The 16,443-nt window shown below is 50.4% G+C and carries 18 protein-coding genes; 8 read left to right on the top strand and 10 right to left on the bottom strand.

The window, feature by feature from the left end; translation table 11 throughout:
• The first annotated feature begins 5 nt into the window (after positions 1 to 5).
• On the top strand, positions 6 to 1,607 hold the full coding sequence (gene pdeD / locus OGV52_RS19335; protein WP_019076975.1) for a cyclic di-3',5'-guanosine monophosphate phosphodiesterase PdeD: 1,602 nt from the start codon (positions 6 to 8) through the stop codon (positions 1,605 to 1,607).
• Positions 1,608 to 1,613: 6 nt separating this feature from the next.
• Here pdeD and yoaE read toward each other — a convergent pair whose 3' ends face one another.
• Together yoaE and OGV52_RS23585 are read right to left on the bottom strand one after the other, a co-directional pair.
• Positions 1,614 to 3,173, bottom strand: a complete 1,560-nt coding sequence (yoaE, locus tag OGV52_RS19330; protein WP_016153393.1) for a CNNM family cation transport protein YoaE — start codon at positions 3,171 to 3,173, stop codon at positions 1,614 to 1,616.
• The gene (locus OGV52_RS23585) at positions 3,161 to 3,319 is read right to left on the bottom strand and encodes a protein YoaL (RefSeq protein ID WP_407056503.1); all 159 of its coding nucleotides are present in this window, start codon (positions 3,317 to 3,319) and stop codon (positions 3,161 to 3,163) included. Before OGV52_RS23585 ends, yoaE begins: the two co-directional genes overlap by 13 nt.
• 313 nt (positions 3,320 to 3,632) lie before the next feature.
• On the opposite strand from OGV52_RS23585, the gene manX reads away from it, so the two are divergent.
• From manX to mntP, 5 genes are all read left to right on the top strand, one after another.
• Positions 3,633 to 4,595 (top strand): PTS mannose transporter subunit IIAB, encoded by a 963-nt coding sequence (manX, locus tag OGV52_RS19325; RefSeq protein WP_047416602.1) that lies wholly within the window; start codon positions 3,633 to 3,635, stop codon positions 4,593 to 4,595.
• 58 nt (positions 4,596 to 4,653) lie between these two features.
• Positions 4,654 to 5,454 carry a PTS mannose transporter subunit IIC gene (gene manY, locus OGV52_RS19320; RefSeq protein WP_016153395.1) on the top strand — a complete coding sequence of 267 codons (801 nt, stop codon included), beginning with the start codon at positions 4,654 to 4,656 and terminating at the stop codon, positions 5,452 to 5,454.
• Between the two features lie 12 nt (positions 5,455 to 5,466).
• Positions 5,467 to 6,318, top strand: a complete 852-nt coding sequence (locus tag OGV52_RS19315) for a PTS mannose transporter subunit IID (RefSeq protein ID WP_016153396.1) — start codon at positions 5,467 to 5,469, stop codon at positions 6,316 to 6,318.
• A gap of 60 nt (positions 6,319 to 6,378) precedes the next feature.
• The gene (locus OGV52_RS19310) at positions 6,379 to 6,837 is read left to right on the top strand and encodes a DUF986 family protein (protein ID WP_016153397.1); all 459 of its coding nucleotides are present in this window, start codon (positions 6,379 to 6,381) and stop codon (positions 6,835 to 6,837) included.
• Positions 6,838 to 7,268: 431 nt separating this feature from the next.
• Complete coding sequence (gene mntP, locus OGV52_RS19305) at positions 7,269 to 7,835, top strand: manganese efflux pump MntP (RefSeq protein WP_016153398.1); 567 nt, start codon at positions 7,269 to 7,271, stop codon at positions 7,833 to 7,835.
• On the opposite strand, the gene rlmA is transcribed toward mntP, so the two are convergent.
• The 6 genes from rlmA to mgrB all read right to left on the bottom strand — a co-directional run bounded on the left by rlmA (position 7,832) and on the right by mgrB (position 12,174).
• Complete coding sequence (gene rlmA, locus OGV52_RS19300) at positions 7,832 to 8,641, bottom strand: 23S rRNA (guanine(745)-N(1))-methyltransferase (RefSeq protein ID WP_287108966.1); 810 nt, start codon at positions 8,639 to 8,641, stop codon at positions 7,832 to 7,834. The two genes, mntP and rlmA, sit on opposite strands and share 4 nt — an antisense overlap.
• Positions 8,642 to 8,704: 63 nt before the next feature.
• Positions 8,705 to 10,450 carry a peptidoglycan DD-transpeptidase FtsI2/PBP3(PARA) gene (gene ftsI2 / locus OGV52_RS19295; RefSeq protein ID WP_016153400.1) on the bottom strand — a complete coding sequence of 582 codons (1,746 nt, stop codon included), beginning with the start codon at positions 10,448 to 10,450 and terminating at the stop codon, positions 8,705 to 8,707.
• A 219-nt stretch (positions 10,451 to 10,669) separates the two neighbouring features.
• Positions 10,670 to 10,879 carry a transcription antiterminator/RNA stability regulator CspE gene (gene cspE, locus OGV52_RS19290; protein WP_001062678.1) on the bottom strand — a complete coding sequence of 70 codons (210 nt, stop codon included), beginning with the start codon at positions 10,877 to 10,879 and terminating at the stop codon, positions 10,670 to 10,672.
• A 12-nt stretch (positions 10,880 to 10,891) separates the two neighbouring features.
• On the bottom strand, positions 10,892 to 11,035 hold the full coding sequence (locus OGV52_RS19285; RefSeq protein WP_006684179.1) for a DUF2627 domain-containing protein: 144 nt from the start codon (positions 11,033 to 11,035) through the stop codon (positions 10,892 to 10,894).
• A gap of 636 nt (positions 11,036 to 11,671) precedes the next feature.
• Positions 11,672 to 11,956, bottom strand: coding sequence for a YebO family protein (locus OGV52_RS19280; protein ID WP_016156797.1), 285 nt, complete (start codon positions 11,954 to 11,956; stop codon positions 11,672 to 11,674).
• 74 nt (positions 11,957 to 12,030) lie between these two features.
• Positions 12,031 to 12,174: a PhoP/PhoQ regulatory lipoprotein MgrB gene (gene mgrB, locus OGV52_RS19275; RefSeq protein WP_016153402.1), complete on the bottom strand. Its 144-nt coding sequence runs from the start codon at positions 12,172 to 12,174 to the stop codon at positions 12,031 to 12,033.
• A 164-nt stretch (positions 12,175 to 12,338) separates the two neighbouring features.
• Here mgrB and OGV52_RS19270 point away from each other — a divergent pair, with 164 nt between their 5' ends.
• On the top strand, positions 12,339 to 12,578 hold the full coding sequence (locus tag OGV52_RS19270; RefSeq protein ID WP_016153403.1) for a YobH family protein: 240 nt from the start codon (positions 12,339 to 12,341) through the stop codon (positions 12,576 to 12,578).
• Positions 12,579 to 12,690: 112 nt separating this feature from the next.
• Here OGV52_RS19270 and kdgR read toward each other — a convergent pair whose 3' ends face one another.
• Positions 12,691 to 13,482, bottom strand: a complete 792-nt coding sequence (gene kdgR, locus OGV52_RS19265; protein ID WP_003833778.1) for a DNA-binding transcriptional regulator KdgR — start codon at positions 13,480 to 13,482, stop codon at positions 12,691 to 12,693.
• Positions 13,483 to 13,656: 174 nt separating this feature from the next.
• On the opposite strand from kdgR, the gene OGV52_RS19260 reads away from it, so the two are divergent.
• A complete protein-coding gene (locus OGV52_RS19260) occupies positions 13,657 to 15,030 on the top strand; it encodes an MFS transporter (RefSeq protein ID WP_287108965.1) in 1,374 nt (457 codons plus the stop codon).
• A 49-nt stretch (positions 15,031 to 15,079) separates the two neighbouring features.
• Here the strand turns inward: OGV52_RS19260 and icd are convergent, their stop codons facing one another.
• Positions 15,080 to 16,330: an NADP-dependent isocitrate dehydrogenase gene (gene icd, locus OGV52_RS19255; protein ID WP_287108964.1), complete on the bottom strand. Its 1,251-nt coding sequence runs from the start codon at positions 16,328 to 16,330 to the stop codon at positions 15,080 to 15,082.
• Positions 16,331 to 16,443: the final 113 nt, after the last annotated feature.

Raw genomic sequence — 16,443 nt, 5'->3', positions numbered from 1 at the left:
CCCGCATGCAAACAGCGCAAAGGATCATCAAGAACTATCGCCGGAATCGCTTAATCGTCTGCACACTATGTGCACTACTGACGCTCATTCTCACATTAACTGTCCGATTTATTTCGGAGCGTAATTTAAATCATCGCAATACCGTTACCTTTGCCAACCACGCCGTTGAAGAGTTGGATGACGTGCTTTTGCCCCTACAGACCGGACGCGATGTACTGCTACCGCTGATTGGGCTTCCCTGCTCAGTCGCGCGTTTACCTCTGAGTAAGCATGCAGCCAGACTGCAAACGGTACGTTCTATCAGCCTGATTCAGAGCGGGGTCCTTTATTGTTCCAGCATTTTTGGCTATCGCAATGTGCCTATTCGCCAACTGGAGCCTGAATTACCCAGTCGGGAGCCGCAATTGCTGCTGTCTACCGACCATTCGTTGATTAAGGGCAGTCCGATTCTGACGCAATGGTATCCAGCATCTGCCGATGGCTCAGATGGCGTGCTGGAAATCGTTAACATTGATTTATTATCGTCCATGTTGCTTGAACCCCAGCCACCGCAAATTACCCATGCCAGCTTAACCGTCGGTAATCGCCATTTGCTATATGGACAGGGTGTTGTCGATACGCTACCTGAACTGGATAATGAAAAACGCTACCAGCTCTCATCGCAACATTTCCCCTTTACTATCAGCGTCACCGGTCCGGGTGCCAGCGAACTGGCTATAAAACATCTACCAACACAACTGCCGCTGGCGGTGATCCTAAGTTTTTTAGTGGGCTACCTGGCATGGCTGGCGACCGCCAGCAGAATGAGCTTCTCCTGGGAGATAAATCTGGCCCTTGCTGCACGGGAATTCGAGCTGTTTTGCCAGCCGCTACTTAATGCGCAAACCCAGCAATGTATGGGAGTGGAAATCCTTTTACGCTGGAATAACCCGCGCCAGGGTTGGATCTCTCCCGAAGTGTTTATTCCCATCGCAGAGGAGCACAACCTGATTGTGCCGCTTACCCGTCATGTCATCGCAGAAACCATTCAGCAACGGCACGTATTCCCGATGAGCAGCCAGTTTCATATTGGGATAAATGTTGCCGCCAGCCATTTTCGTAACGGTACGCTGCTAAAAGATCTCAACCAGTACTGGTTCAGCCAGCACCCTATTCAGCAGTTGGTTATCGAACTCACCGAGCGCGATGCGTTACTGGATGTGGATTATCGGGTCGTGCGCGAGTTAAATCGGCTTGGCGTAAAGCTGGCAATTGACGATTTCGGCACCGGCAACAGCTCGCTCTCCTGGCTGGAAAAGCTTCGCCCGGATGTGCTGAAGATAGATAAATCATTTACCTCAGCAATCGGGACAGACGCCGTGAACTCAACCGTCACAGACATCATTATCGCTTTGGGGAAAAAACTGAATATCGAACTGGTGGCGGAAGGCGTTGAAACACAGGCGCAGGCACAGCATTTGCGCCGACACGGCGTACATTTATTGCAAGGCTTTTTGTATGCAAAGCCGATGCCGCTGCGCGATTTTCCCAAATGGCTGGCGGGCAGCACGCCGCCGCCCGCCCGGCATAACGGGCGACACAGTATGCACGTTATGCCGTTTCGCTAACCCCGCTTACTCGTCTTCGTCGTGAGCGGGTTGTTCTTTAACAATGCGAACTAAATCCACACGATAGTCATTGGCTTCGACAATCGTAATGCTCAACGGTGCAACATCGATAACATCACCTACGCGTGGAATATGGCCGTTAGCGGCAATGACTAAACCTGCCACCGTGGCGATGTCTTCATCTTCATTCACTAACGTATCCACGTCCAGCGCCTGTTGCAACGCATGCAGATCGGTACCACCTTTCACCAACCAACCGCCTGCATCAGCAATAATTTCAGGCGTTTCATCAGCATCCGGGAATTCACCGGCAATAGCTTCTAATACGTCCAACGGCGTGACCAGACCCTGGACTACACCAAACTCGTTAGTGACGATAACAAAGCTGCCGCGGGCGCGTCGCAGAACACCTAACAGATTGATAGGATCCAGCGTTTCCGGGACAATAATAGCCGGAGACGCGGAGGCAATGGCCGCCACATCCACGCCGTCTTCCAGCGCGACCAGCAGCTCTTTAGCACGCACAATACCGATGATTTCATCCAGTTCGCCACGACACACCGGGAACAGGCTGTGTGGTGACGAGAGCAATTGCTCGCGAATTTCCTCCACGCTCAGGTCTGCATCAACCCAGCTAATTTCGCCACGAGGCGTCATAATGCCACGTAATGAACGCGACGCCAGAGACAGGACGCCGTTGATCATATAGCGTTCTTCTTCCACAAATGCGCCTTCCGGGACGGGAACCGGCACCGGGTTGTCGGATTCCATCTGCGCGCTGGCCTGACTTTTACCCCCCATCAGACGCAGGATTGCATCGGCAGTGCGCGCACGCAGCGGCAGCGTCGACTGGTGGCGAATAAAGTTCCGACGGGCAATCTGGTTAAACAACTCAATGATGATTGAGAAGCCAATCGCCGCATACAGATAGCCTTTCGGAATATGGAAGCCAAACCCTTCGGCAACCAGGCTCAGACCGATCATTAACAGGAAGCTCAGACACAGCACCACCACCGTCGGATGTTGGTTCACAAATCGTGTCAGCGGCTTAGAAGCCAGCAGCATCACGGCCATGGCAATCACGACCGCCGCCATCATCACCGGCAGATGGTTGACCATACCAACCGCCGTAATAACGGCATCCAGCGAGAACACCGCGTCGAGGATGACAATCTGCGTCACAACAACCCAAAAACTCGCATACCCTTTTGCCTGGCCGGTATCATGTTCACGGTTTTCCAGCCGCTCATGCAGCTCTGTCGTGGCCTTGAACAAGAGGAAAATCCCCCCCAGCAGCATGATCAGATCGCGCCCCGAGAACGAGTAGTCCATTACCGTAAATAGCGGCTTAGTTAGCGTCACCATCCACGAAATCACGGACAACAAGCCCAGGCGCATAACCAGTGCCAGTGACAAACCGATTAAACGCGCTTTATCTCGCTGTTTTGGCGGCAGCTTATCAGCCAGGATCGCAATGAAGACCAGGTTATCAATACCCAGAACAATTTCGAGAACGACAAGCGTGAGCAAACCCACCCAAATCTGCGGGTCCATTAATAATTCCATGACAAGCTCCTGCTTAAGAAATGACCAAACTGCGCGCTGAGGATCTCAGGCGTTGAAGCGATATGCAGAGAAAATTTGTGGCAAAAAGTGCCAATCTGACAGGCTTGATTCGGCCTGATAGTGAAATGACGTCGGTGACGATCCATATGGTGAGCTACTGCCCTATACTCCTGAGTAATTAAACCGATGCTAAACATAACAGAGACAACTGTTTTTTAGCAAAGATTTACCTTCCTTTGCAATAAGTTGTTTCGGAGATATTTTACCCTTCGAAATTTCTTTTCATCGGAAGTTAAATTACGGATCTTCATCACATAAAATATTTTTTTCGATATCTAAAATAATTCACGAAAATAATAGGTTTTTCTTTGTAACCCTTATCTGAATCGATTCGATTGCGGACGACGATTCAAATACATCTTCACGTTGATGTGTTAACGATAATAAAGGAGGTAGCAAGTGACCATTGCTATTGTTATAGGCACACATGGTTGGGCTGCAGAGCAGTTACTTAAGACAGCAGAAATGCTGTTAGGCGAGCAGGAAAACGTCGGCTGGATCGATTTCGTTCCAGGCGAAAATGCCGAAACGCTGATTGAAAAGTACAACGCTCAGTTGGCAAAACTCGATACCAGTAAAGGCGTGCTGTTTCTCGTTGACACATGGGGAGGCAGCCCGTTTAACGCTGCGAGCCGCATTGTCGTCGATAAAGAGCATTACGAAGTCATCGCCGGTGTAAACATTCCCATGCTGGTTGAAACCTTCATGGCGCGTGATGACAACCCCAGCTTCGATGAATTAGTAGCACTGGCCGTTGAAACCGGTAGCGAAGGCGTGAAAGCGCTGAAAGCAAAACCGGTGGAGAAAGCCGCTCCAGCCCCAGTCGCGGCGCCAAAAGCAGCAGTTCCCGCCAAACCGATGGGTCCGAACGATTATATGCAGATCGGCCTGGCGCGTATTGATGACCGCTTAATCCATGGTCAGGTGGCAACTCGCTGGACCAAAGAAACCAACGTAACACGCATTATCGTCGTCAGTGATGAAGTTGCCGCCGATACCGTGCGTAAAACGCTGCTGACCCAGGTTGCACCTCCGGGTGTGACGGCGCATGTGGTTGATGTCGCGAAAATGATCCGCGTCTACAACAACCCGAAATATGCAGGTGAGCGTGTGATGCTGTTGTTTACCAACCCGACCGACGTAGAACGTATCGTTGAAGGTGGTGTGAAAATTACCTCTGTAAACATTGGCGGTATGGCTTTCCGTCAGGGTAAAACGCAGGTAAACAACGCAATTTCTGTCGATGAAAAAGACATCGAAGCCTTCAAGAAACTCAACGAACGCGGTATTGAGCTCGAGGCCCGTAAGGTTTCTACCGATCAGAAACTGAAAATGATGGATTTGATTGCCAAGGTGAAATAACGCCCTGGCATTTACTTAGTTTTCACACTTAAGTCTGTATAGCAATAGGAGAAGTACAATGGAGATTACCACTCTTCAGATTGTGCTGGTGTTCATCGTCGCATGTATCGCGGGTATGGAGTCGGTACTCGATGAATTTCAGTTCCACCGTCCGTTGGTGGCCTGTACGCTGATTGGTGCCGTTCTCGGTGATATGAAAACCGGTATCATCATCGGTGGTACCCTGGAAATGATCGCCCTGGGCTGGATGAACATCGGTGCTGCGGTTGCACCTGATGCTGCACTGGCCTCAATTATCTCTACCGTTCTGGTTATCGCGGGTCACCAAAGCATTGGTGCAGGTATCGCGCTGGCTATCCCACTGGCAGCAGCAGGCCAGGTACTGACCATCATCGTTCGTACTATCACCGTAGCATTCCAGCACGCAGCGGATAAGGCGGCAGAAAACGGTAACCTGACGGCGATCTCCTGGCTGCACGTATCCTCCCTGTTCCTGCAGGCTATGCGTATCGCTATCCCGGCGGTAATCGTGGCGATTTCTGTTGGTACCAGTGAAGTTCAGAGCATGCTTAATGCCATTCCGGAAGTAGTGACCGGCGGTCTGAACATCGCAGGGGGTATGATCGTAGTGGTTGGTTATGCGATGGTCATCAACATGATGCGCGCAGGCTACCTGATGCCATTCTTCTACCTCGGCTTCGTCACCGCGGCATTTACTAACTTCAACCTGGTTGCTCTGGGTGTGATTGGCGCAGTAATGGCTATCCTCTACATTCAGCTGAGCCCGAAATATAACCGCGTAGCCGGTGCACCTGCTGCTGCGGCTGGCAATAACGATCTCGATAACGAACTGGACTAGCAGGTGAGCGAAATGGTTGATATGACTAAAACTACCACCGAGAAAAAACTCACTCCGAGTGACATTCGTGGCGTGTTCCTTCGTTCTAACCTGTTTCAGGGTTCCTGGAACTTCGAACGTATGCAGGCGCTGGGTTTCTGTTTCTCCATGGTGCCGGCTATCCGCCGCTTGTACCCGGAAAACAACGACGCTCGTAAGCAGGCTATTAAGCGTCACCTGGAATTCTTTAATACCCATCCGTACGTAGCGGCCCCCGTATTGGGCGTTACGCTGGCGATGGAAGAGCAGCGTGCAAACGGCGCAGAGATTGACGATGGTGCCATCAACGGTATCAAAGTTGGTCTGATGGGACCGCTTGCAGGCGTGGGCGACCCGATCTTCTGGGGTACCGTACGTCCGGTATTCGCCGCACTTGGCGCAGGTATCGCGATGAGCGGCAGTCTGCTTGGACCACTGCTGTTCTTCATCCTGTTTAACCTGGTTCGTCTGGCAACCCGTTACTACGGTGTGGCATACGGCTACCGTAAAGGTATCGATATCGTTAAAGATATGGGCGGCGGCTTCCTGCAGAAACTGACTGAGGGGGCGTCAATCCTCGGCCTGTTTGTCATGGGGGCATTGGTTAACAAGTGGACGCACGTAAACATCCCGCTGGTGGTTTCCACCATCACCGGTCAGGATGGTCAGACTCGCGTCACCACTGTGCAGACTATCCTTGACCAGCTGATGCCGGGTCTGGTTCCTCTGCTGTTGACTTTCGCCTGTATGTGGCTGCTGCGTAAAAAAGTGAACCCGCTGTGGATCATCGTTGGCTTCTTCGTCATCGGTATCGCGGGCTACGCTGTCGGACTGCTCGGCCTGTAAGACTGTTGTACACCGCCGGGGGCTTGCCCCCGGTTTTTCTATTTAGAGGGTTGAGGATTCATGACTATCACGGACCTGGTGCTGGTTCTTTTTATCTTTTCGCTGCTGGCGTATGCCATTTACGATCAGTTCATCATGCCCCGCCGTAATGGCCCTACTCTGTTGTCTGTCGCCCTGCTTCCTCGTAGCAGAGTCGACAGCGTTATCTTCCTTGGCTTGATTGCTATTCTTATCTACAACAACATCACCAGCCACGGCGCGCAATTCACCACATGGTTATTATGTGCACTGGTATTGATGGGACTGTATCTGTTTTGGATCCGTACGCCAAAAATCATCTTCAAACAGAAAGGCTTTTTTTTCGCCAATGTCTGGATTGAATATAACCGGATTAAAGAGATGAATTTATCTGAAGACGGTGTCCTGGTGATGCAATTAGAACATCGAAGATTACTGATTCGCGTACGGAATATAGACGATCTCGAAAACATATATAAACTTTTAATTTCAAATCAATGAGTTAAAAATATAGCCTGAACTATGTTTTATATATATCCATTCCAAAATAAACATAGCTAAGGCTATATCCCACTGCTCATAATGTTATTTATTTTAACGTTTTATTTATAAATAAATCTAAATGAAAATCGTTTTCAATTAGAGGCCAAATATTATTTCTGCGTTTCTTGTTTTATATTCTCAAAATATGTTAAGGTTGCGCCCGTCGTTGGGGAGTAGCCGATTTCCAGACTCCGGAAATGTACGTGTCAACATACTCGTTGAAAAACGTGGCGCGTACGGACTGATCTTACAGGTTCAGTCAGGCGAGACCATAGGCACATCAACTGCAATGCATACCTGAATGGCGCTGTATTTAGTGATTCCAGCCTGTATGCATGGTTACTGGGGGCAGTGATGTGTGTTATGGATACCCCGGTCAGGACGCTGTTATGAATCTCACCGCTACTGTTCTTCTTGCTTTCGGCATGTCGATGGATGCTTTCGCTGCATCAATTGGCAAAGGCGCCACCCTGCATAAGCCCAAATTTTCTGAAGCACTGCGCACCGGCCTTATTTTCGGCGCCGTTGAAACGCTTACGCCGCTCATTGGCTGGGGCATGGGTATGCTCGCCAGCAAATTTGTACTGGAGTGGAACCATTGGATCGCCTTCATTCTGCTGATCTTTTTAGGCGGACGAATGATAATAGAAGGCTTTCGCGACGACGGGGATGAAGATGAAGAGCCACAGCGCCGCCATGGCTTCTGGCTGCTGGTCACCACCGCCATTGCAACCAGTCTCGACGCAATGGCCGTCGGGGTGGGTCTGGCTTTCCTGCAGGTCAACATTATTGCCACTGCGCTGGCCATCGGCTGTGCCACGTTGATTATGTCCACGCTCGGCATGATGATCGGTCGTTTCATTGGCCCGATGCTGGGCAAGCGAGCTGAAATTTTGGGCGGGGTGGTACTGATAGGTATTGGCGCCCAGATCCTCTGGGCACACTTCCACGGTTAATTCAGGCGCTGCCAGATATGAATACTAAAGTCTGTCTGGCAGTCAAACGTCGTTTTTCCGGCTAACGTTTCCCACACTTCCGGCTTTGCCCGCCAGGCGAACGGCGTCATTTGCAGTAACGCAACGGCCTCGCTACCTTTGAGCTGCATCTGATACCCCAGCGCAAGACTCTCTTGCAGAACAAAACCGTCCAGTTGCTCAGTGTGTGGCGCATGCAAACGCACCTCATCATAAATCAGCCCTTTCAGCTCCATTAAATGACGCGGACCCGGCGTGGCGGTAATAACCCAGCCACCCAGTTTGACCACGCGAGCCAGCTCCGGCGCTTTACAGGGCGCATAGATCCGGATGATGGCATCCATTGACTCGTCGGCAAACGGCAGGCGATGGCTGGAGGCAACGCAAAAGGTCACCTGCGGATAACGTCGGGCTGCGGCCTTAATCGCCACTTTAGAAACGTCAAGACCAAAGGTTGTACAGCCCGTCAGCGCATCGGCAAACGCATGGGTGTAATACCCTTCCCCACAGCCAATATCCAGGATCGCCGCATCTTCTGAACTCAACCTCTGGGTGAGCGCATCCACAATTGCATCGCGCAGCGGCTGATAGTGTCCGGCATCGAGAAATACCCGGCGCGCCTGCATCATCTCCGCGCTATCACCCGGATCGCGCGAGCGTTTGTGCTGAACCGGCAGTAAGTTGACATACCCTTCTTTCGCCACGTCAAACTGGTGCCGCCCAGGGCAGACAAAACTGTTATTCGCTTGAGTAAGAGGCTGGTGGCAAAGAGGACAGGAAAACGACATGACAACTCCGGCAGGTGACTTAAGGGCGCAAGTGTAACGCGAATTGCGCCCTGGGAAAATAACTTACAGCGACGGCGAGGATACGTTGCTGCCGTGCATTACCAGAAGATGATCGGAGCCGGGAGGCATACCGTCCGGCTTTACGTTTTCCAGACGCAGGACATCGCCCATTATCTGGCTGAATACCGGCGCGGAGACTGCCCCCCCATAATAAGCACCGTTTTGCGGGTTATTTATAACCACAACCAGCGCGAACTTTGGGTCGCTTGCTGGCGCAACGCCCGCCGTATAGGCCACATATTTATCGACATATTTGCCGTCATCGCCAATTTTCTTTGCCGTTCCTGTCTTAACCGCGACGCGATAATCTCTGACCGCGGCCTTGGTTCCCCCGCCGCCGGGTAGCGCGACGCTTTCCATCATATGTTCAACCTGGTGAACCAACGCCTCCGGCATCACCCGCGTACCTATTACCGGCGGATCGATACGCGTAATAGAAAGGGGTCGATAGATACCAAAACTGCCGATGGTGGCATATACATGCGCCAGCTGGAGCGGCGTCACCATTAATCCATAACCAAATGCGAAGGTTGCCCGGTCCAGATCGCTCCAGTAGCGGCGTTGAGGCATTAATCCGCGACTTTCCCCGGTTAAACCCAGTCCGGTTGGATCGCCAAAGCCAAAGCTTTTATAGGTATTCAGTAATTTCTGTACCGGCATCGCCAGCGAAAGGTGTGACACGCCGGTATCGCTCGATTTCTGCAAAATCCCGGTCAGCGATAGCTCCGGGTAAAATCCGACGTCGCGGATGCGATGCCCATCAACAATAAAAGGATGAGTATCAATCACGCTGTCAGGCTGTACTATCCCCTGCTGCAGAGCGGTCATAATCACCAGGGGTTTTACGGTTGAACCGGGTTCAAAGGTATCGCTAATTGCACGATTACGAAAATCATCCAGCACCGCGCCATCACGGTTATTGGGATTGAAATCGGGAAAGCTTGCCATGGAGAGTATTTCGCCGGTGGCAATGTTGACCAGCACTGCGGCCCCTGACTCCGCTTTATTCCATGTCACGGCATTGTCCAGCGCGTCTTCAGTAACCGTCTGCAAGCGCTCATCAATGCTGAGCTGTAATTCATGCGCCGGCACCGGCATCACTTCCGTGATATTTTCGATGACATGGCCAAATTTGTCTTTCCGTACCAGGCGGGAGCCAGGTTTGCCCATCAACTGGCTATTGAAGCTTTTCTCCAGCCCTTCAATCCCCTGACCGTCAATGTTGGTGAAACCAATCAGATTGGCTGCAACATGTCCGGCGGGATAAAAGCGGCGGGACTCTTCACGCAGGTTGATTCCCGGCAGATCCAGTTTATCGACCCATTCTGCCTGCTGAGGAGAGATCTGGCGCGCCAGATAGATAAACCGCCCGGCTGGATTGCTGTTAACGCGTTCAGCCAGCGTGCTGAGAGAAATATGCAGCGTCTTCGCTAACGCCTGCCAACGTTCGTTATAGCCAACGCCACCCTTGCTGATAATCGTCTTCGGATCGGCCCAGACGGCGTTAACCGGAACGCTTACCGCCAGCGGTCGCCCTTCTCTGTCGGTTATCATTCCGCGTGGCGAAGCGATGGACACCTCGCGTAAGGAACGCATGTCTTCCTGTTTTACCAGATTCGTCGGCGTGACAATTTGCAACCACGCAACCCGCCCCAGCAGCAATCCAAGGCTCAATAATATTGCCACGCAAAGCAGGGCAAAACGTACGGGAGTAAAATTGCGTGCATCGCCGTCGTTTTTCTTTTTCACCCGATCTCCAACAAGATAGTTTTTCAGGTGTCTGATTTAACGGGAAATGCCGCAAGAAAGCGGGGAAAACTATGCTACGAACATCACGCCTTTGCAACAAAGCGCTAATGGATGGGCATTCAGTAATATTTTGACGTAATTTGAATTAAAAAGCCCCGCATAAGCGAGGCTTTATATCTGAGATGGATGCGCAAAAGCGCTTCAAATCAGTGGTGTCGATCAGATAGCTGTTACGTTAACAGCAGCCGGACCTTTCTGGCCGTCCTGAATTTCGAACTCAACGTTCTGGCCTTCAGCCAGAGTTTTGAAGCCGTTACCCTGGATAGCGGAGAAGTGTACGAACACGTCTTTGCTGCCATCAGCCGGAGTAATGAAACCAAAACCTTTAGACTCGTTGAACCACTTAACTTGACCTTTAATCTTTGCCATTTGCAAAATTCCTTAGAGTATTTTCTTCGCCCGCGGGCATAACATAGATAAAACTGAGACATTACTGCTTGAGGCACTAATATAAGGTTCGGCAGAGAAGCGGTATTCAACGTCAACGTGTTTACTCAGGACTTCTTTACTGAAAATGCCACACATAAACAGAACTGTACCTCGTTTAACCCAAAACGTGTTATCACATACAACGTTAATAATGGCAAGCCATTTTTAAACGTGTCTCGATCGGTCGCACAAATCCCGTCGTCCATCAAACAGCAACTGCACAGTTATGCGCCAGATCGAGTAGAATTATATTCTCGCCTCTCTCCCCTATCCCCGCCTGACTTGCGCCATAGCCGGGATATTTCTACCATAGCTCAATAGCTTCAGTTGTTCCAGGTTATCTGTTACGGGTTCTGCCAGATATCATTTTTTATGCTTAGTAATGCATAAAATGTCACAAGCGTAAAAATGAGACCCGCCTTCTGGTTTTGCACCAAAATAATGAAAGAATGATGACAAGGCACAAAAAAAGTAAGAGAAACGTTTCGCTGTTAATAAAACGATCGTTATCACAAAAATGACATAATCATATTTTTTACGTATGGAAGATTATATTTATATCAGACTGGGGATAAGATATTAATTAGTTGGAGCATCTGAAAATACTGAGAATAGATGACTGCCCGGCCGCCAATTACACGACGGGGACAGAAGAAAATAATCTGACGCGCTGACGACAGGATGAAGCAACTGAGAACAACAACAGCCGTTCCTCATCCTGCCATACCTTTTTTACCGCTCAGCTACCAGGCGGATGATGTCATCGTCTTCATCCTTAATGGGCAGTGCAGTAGGCTCTGCTGCTTTCTCGGGTTCGTTAGCTTCGCAAAGGCGACGTAACAAAGCGTTCTGTCTTTTTTGCTGATCTAACAATGCCTCAAGCAGCTCAATCTGCTCGTTAGTACGCGAACTTGCCCGATTGATAAAAAACCAAAGAACAAGCCCTACAATCAGAACCACCACCGATACCGCTAAAGACGCAAAACTCAACGCGCCAGAATTCAAAACTTCGTTCATTTTACCACCTCAATGTAGACAGTGTAGTTTACCACTGCCGCACAAGAAGGTAATCAACTGTTGCGAAAATGCGCTTACCAGGGAATAAATTTATTGAAGGCACAAATACCGCTGAAAAATTGTACGTCCTGATCGCACATGATGTTGAACACCTGCGCCCACATCAGTATGCATACCAGTACAACAACAATCAGCACTACCCAGCGAATTTTTTTCACTCCAGCTCCACTCTTCAACTCCACATCTTATGTCTATAAATTATCATGCGTTACCTAAACCCAGCGTTAACTGTATAGGCATTCAATCTTTTTAGGAATGATTGACTTGTTTCATACCGTGTACAGGCTAATCTAATAACAATGAGAAAAGATAAGAGGTTGTAATGCGTCTGATTATCCGCGCTATTGTGTTGTTAGCTCTGGTTTGGATCGGTTTATTATTGAGCGGCTATGGAATTTTGATTGGAAGTAAGGAGAATGCTGCCGGTCTGGGTCTGCAATGCCAATATCTGACTGCCCGTGGAACCAGCACGGCACAGTACGTCCACACCAGTAGCGGTATCATTGGCCTATCGGATTGTCCCTTGTTAAGGAAAAGCACGGTCATTATCGATAACGGCTAATAATGCAACATTACATACGATACGTTATTTACGCCAGGTAACGTTATGACTGTTCATAAAAAACCCCAGGTACAAAATACCTGGGGTTTTTAACATTCGCGATTACGTCAGATTAGAACGGATAGTCGTTATAACCCATTTGTTCTGAAATCTTGCGCGCTGCCGTATGCAGCATTGCCACATACTCGTGTAAACGCTCTTCTGAGAAACGCAGCGTTGGGAATGAAATACTCAACCCTGCAATAACCACGCCGAAACGGTCAAACACCGGTACGCCGATGCAGCGCAGGCCTTCTTCCTGTTCTTCGTTATCTTCGCCGTAACCCTGCTCACGTACTTTATCCAGCAGTACCAGTAATTCATCAGTATTCGTAATGGTACGATCGGTGCTGCGTTTGTACTCAATGCCATCCAGAATCTGCTTCACTTCATCGCGGTCACGCCATGCCAGCAGAACTTTACCGATAGCTGTACTGTACAGCGGATTACGACGACCAACGCGGGAATACATGCGCAGATTGTACATAGAGTCGATTTTGTGAATGTAGACGATGCTGTCTTCATCCAGCGCACCGAGGTGTACAGTCTCTTTGGTCAGGCGCGAAAGTTCGCGCATCTGAATGTCAGCGCTACGGATAAGATCGACGTTTTGCAACGCGCGCGCGCCCAGCTCGAATAATTTCAGGGTCAGTGAGTATTTCTCAGACTCCCCTTCCTGTGCCACATAACCCAGCGTTTTCATGGTCTGCAAAAAGCGATAAACGGTGCTTTTCGACATCATGACGCGTTGCGACAACTCGGTAATACCAATTTCGCGCTCTTCACCCAGCGCCTGCAGAATGCCAAAAACTTTCAGCACGGAAGATACAGAATCGGGTTGCTTATCCAGATCTGCGATTGCCATTTATCACCCCTTTCGAGTGTTTTATAAAAATCAGAACCGGTTTTTATTATAATTTCACGTACCAACCCTCGCAATCGCTCTTTGCTCACTTAGTTACAAATCTGCGACCTAACACCTGAATATCAATGCTAAAATTAATACCCTCATCATAAATTCCACAAATATCGACTTTCTATGGAAAAAATTCAGGCCGATGGTCTGCCATTGCCCCAGCGATATGGCGCAATTTTAACCATTGTTATTGGCATTTCTATGGCAGTACTCGACGGTGCAATAGCGAACGTGGCCCTGCCAACTATCGCCGCCGATCTTCAGGCCTCACCAGCCAGCTCAATCTGGATTGTGAACGCCTATCAAATCGCGATCGTCGTTTCGCTCCTGTCCCTCTCTTTTTTAGGCGATATGTTCGGTTACCGGCGCATTTATAAGTGTGGCCTGGTCGTGTTCCTGCTTGCATCGCTATTTTGTGCCTTGTCAGATTCGTTGCACATGCTGACGCTGGCTCGCGTCGCCCAGGGTTTTGGCGGTGCGGCGCTAATGAGCGTGAATACGGCATTGATCCGACTTATTTATCCCCAGCGTCAGCTTGGGCGAGGGATGGGGATTAACTCCTTTATCGTCGCAGTCTCCTCGGCTGCGGGTCCGACCATTGCCGCAGCAATTCTTTCTATTGCCTCCTGGAAATGGCTGTTTCTGATTAACGTCCCGCTGGGAATAGTCGCCCTGTTGCTGGCGATGCGCTTTTTGCCGCCCAATGCGTCCCGCGGCACTAAACCACGCTTTGACCTGCCCAGTGCGGTAATGAATGCCTTAACGTTTGGCTTGTTAATTACGGCGCTCAGCGGCTTTGCACAAGGACAGTCGCTAAAACTGATTGGTGCCGAGCTTGTGGCGCTTATGGTGGTGGGTTTTTTCTTTATCCGACGCCAGCTCGCGCTGGAGGTGCCGTTACTGCCGGTTGACCTGTTACGCATTCCACTGTTTTCACTCTCGATTTGTACCTCGATATGTTCATTCTGCGCACAAATGCTGGCATTGGTTTCCCTGCCCTTCTTTATGCAAACGGTGCTCGGACGCAGCGAGGTCGAAACAGGCCTGCTGTTGACGCCATGGCCGCTGGCAACCATGGTGATGGCGCCGCTGGCGGGATATCTGATTGAACGCGTTCACGCCGGGCTGTTGGGCGCACTGGGCATGGCGTTGATGGCCAGCGGGTTGTTTTCGCTGGTGCTGCTGCCCGTTTCCCCCTCCGATTTTAATATCATCTGGCCGATGATTCTGTGCGGCGCAGGCTTTGGCTTGTTCCAGTCCCCAAATAATCACACCATCATCACCTCCGCACCGCGTGAACGCAGCGGTGGGGCGAGCGGTATGCTGGGGACGGCGCGCTTGCTGGGTCAGAGTACCGGGGCCGCACTGGTCGCGCTGATGCTAAACCAGTTTGGCGACAGTGGAACGCACGTCTCGCTGATAACCGCTGGCATTCTGGCCTCGCTGGCAGCAATTGTTAGTGGTTTACGTATTACGCAACCGCGAGTTCAGGCATAAAAAAACGGGAACCTCTCGGTTCCCGTTTTCACACAACCCAGTATCTGGATTACATGTTTTCGATGATTGCGTCACCAAACTCTGAACATTTCAGCAGCTTAGCGCCATCCATCAGACGTTCGAAGTCATAGGTTACGGTCTTGGCGTTAATTGCGCCTTCCATACCTTTAACGATCAGGTCAGCCGCTTCGACCCAACCCATGTGGCGCAGCATCATTTCAGCGGACAGAATAATGGAACCTGGGTTCACTTTATCCTGACCTGCATACTTCGGTGCAGTACCGTGGGTTGCTTCAAACAGCGCACATTCGTCGCCGATGTTCGCGCCCGGCGCGATACCAATACCACCAACCTGTGCGGCCAGCGCATCGGAGATGTAGTCGCCGTTCAGGTTCATACAGGCAATCACATCATATTCAGCCGGACGCAGCAGGATCTGTTGCAGGAACGCATCGGCGATAACATCCTTAACCACGATCTCTTTACCGGTTTTCGGGTTCTTGATTTTCACCCACGGACCGCCGTCGATCAGTTCACCACCGAATTCTTCACGCGCTAAGTGGTAGCCCCAGTCTTTGAACGCGCCTTCGGTGAATTTCATGATGTTACCTTTGTGTACCAGGGTAACAGAATCACGATCGTTAGCGATGGCGTATTCGATCGCCGCACGAACCAGACGTTTAGTCCCTTCTTCAGAACACGGTTTGATACCAATACCGCAATGCTCCGGGAAGCGGATTTTCTTCACGCCCATCTCTTCGCGCAGGAATTTAATCACTTTCTCGGCATCTGCAGAGTCCGCTTTCCATTCGATACCTGCGTAGATATCTTCGGAGTTTTCACGGAAGATGACCATGTCGGTCAGTTCAGGGTGCTTAACCGGGCTAGGCGTGCCCTGGTAATAACGCACCGGGCGCAGGCAGACATACAGGTCAAGTTCCTGACGCAGGGCAACGTTCAGAGAGCGAATACCGCCGCCAACTGGGGTGGTCAGTGGGCCTTTGATGGCAACACGATATTCACGAATCAGATCAAGGGTTTCAGCAGGCAGCCAGACGTCCTGGCCATAAACCTGAGTGGATTTCTCGCCGGTGTAGATTTCCATCCAGGAGATTTTACGCTCGCCTTTATAGGCTTTCTCGACAGCAGCATCGACAACTTTGATCATCGGTGGGGTTACATCAACGCCGATACCGTCGCCTTCAATGAACGGGATAATCGGATTTTCAGGAACGTTGAGTTTGCCGTTTTGCAGGGTGATCTTCTTACCTTCCGCCGGAACAACTACTTTGCTTTCCATTCACCTCTCCTTCGAGCGCTTCTGGTTCTGCTCGTCTGTCATCGCGCTGCATGTGCGTTTGCGTCCTGCTGCACGAATGCGTTAGAGCAATTTTTTGTTAATGTTTTGTAATG

Source organism: Citrobacter sp. Cb041, assembly GCF_030336655.1.
Classification (GTDB): domain Bacteria; phylum Pseudomonadota; class Gammaproteobacteria; order Enterobacterales; family Enterobacteriaceae; genus Citrobacter; species Citrobacter braakii.
The sequence above is the reverse complement of the archived record's forward strand: the minus strand, read 5'-3'. Positions and strand labels throughout refer to the sequence as shown.

What these genes read in the sequence shown, in the direction of transcription:
- cspE (WP_001062678.1), bottom strand. Translation starts at nt 10,879, where the DNA reads ATGGCAAAGATTAAAGGTCAAGTTAAGTGGTTCAACGAGTCTAAAGGT.
- OGV52_RS19310 (WP_016153397.1), top strand. Translation starts at nt 6,379, where the DNA reads ATGACTATCACGGACCTGGTGCTGGTTCTTTTTATCTTTTCGCTGCTG.
- pdeD (WP_019076975.1), top strand. Translation starts at nt 6, where the DNA reads ATGCAAACAGCGCAAAGGATCATCAAGAACTATCGCCGGAATCGCTTA.
- OGV52_RS19280 (WP_016156797.1), bottom strand. Translation starts at nt 11,956, where the DNA reads ATGAACGAAGTTTTGAATTCTGGCGCGTTGAGTTTTGCGTCTTTAGCG.
- mntP (WP_016153398.1), top strand. Translation starts at nt 7,269, where the DNA reads ATGAATCTCACCGCTACTGTTCTTCTTGCTTTCGGCATGTCGATGGAT.
- OGV52_RS19285 (WP_006684179.1), bottom strand. Translation starts at nt 11,035, where the DNA reads ATGTGTGGCATTTTCAGTAAAGAAGTCCTGAGTAAACACGTTGACGTT.
- manY (WP_016153395.1), top strand. Translation starts at nt 4,654, where the DNA reads ATGGAGATTACCACTCTTCAGATTGTGCTGGTGTTCATCGTCGCATGT.
- rlmA (WP_287108966.1), bottom strand. Translation starts at nt 8,641, where the DNA reads ATGTCGTTTTCCTGTCCTCTTTGCCACCAGCCTCTTACTCAAGCGAAT.
- OGV52_RS19260 (WP_287108965.1), top strand. Translation starts at nt 13,657, where the DNA reads ATGGAAAAAATTCAGGCCGATGGTCTGCCATTGCCCCAGCGATATGGC.
- OGV52_RS19270 (WP_016153403.1), top strand. Translation starts at nt 12,339, where the DNA reads ATGCGTCTGATTATCCGCGCTATTGTGTTGTTAGCTCTGGTTTGGATC.
- yoaE (WP_016153393.1), bottom strand. Translation starts at nt 3,173, where the DNA reads ATGGAATTATTAATGGACCCGCAGATTTGGGTGGGTTTGCTCACGCTT.
- OGV52_RS23585 (WP_407056503.1), bottom strand. Translation starts at nt 3,319, where the DNA reads ATGGATCGTCACCGACGTCATTTCACTATCAGGCCGAATCAAGCCTGT.
- OGV52_RS19315 (WP_016153396.1), top strand. Translation starts at nt 5,467, where the DNA reads ATGGTTGATATGACTAAAACTACCACCGAGAAAAAACTCACTCCGAGT.
- kdgR (WP_003833778.1), bottom strand. Translation starts at nt 13,482, where the DNA reads ATGGCAATCGCAGATCTGGATAAGCAACCCGATTCTGTATCTTCCGTG.
- icd (WP_287108964.1), bottom strand. Translation starts at nt 16,330, where the DNA reads ATGGAAAGCAAAGTAGTTGTTCCGGCGGAAGGTAAGAAGATCACCCTG.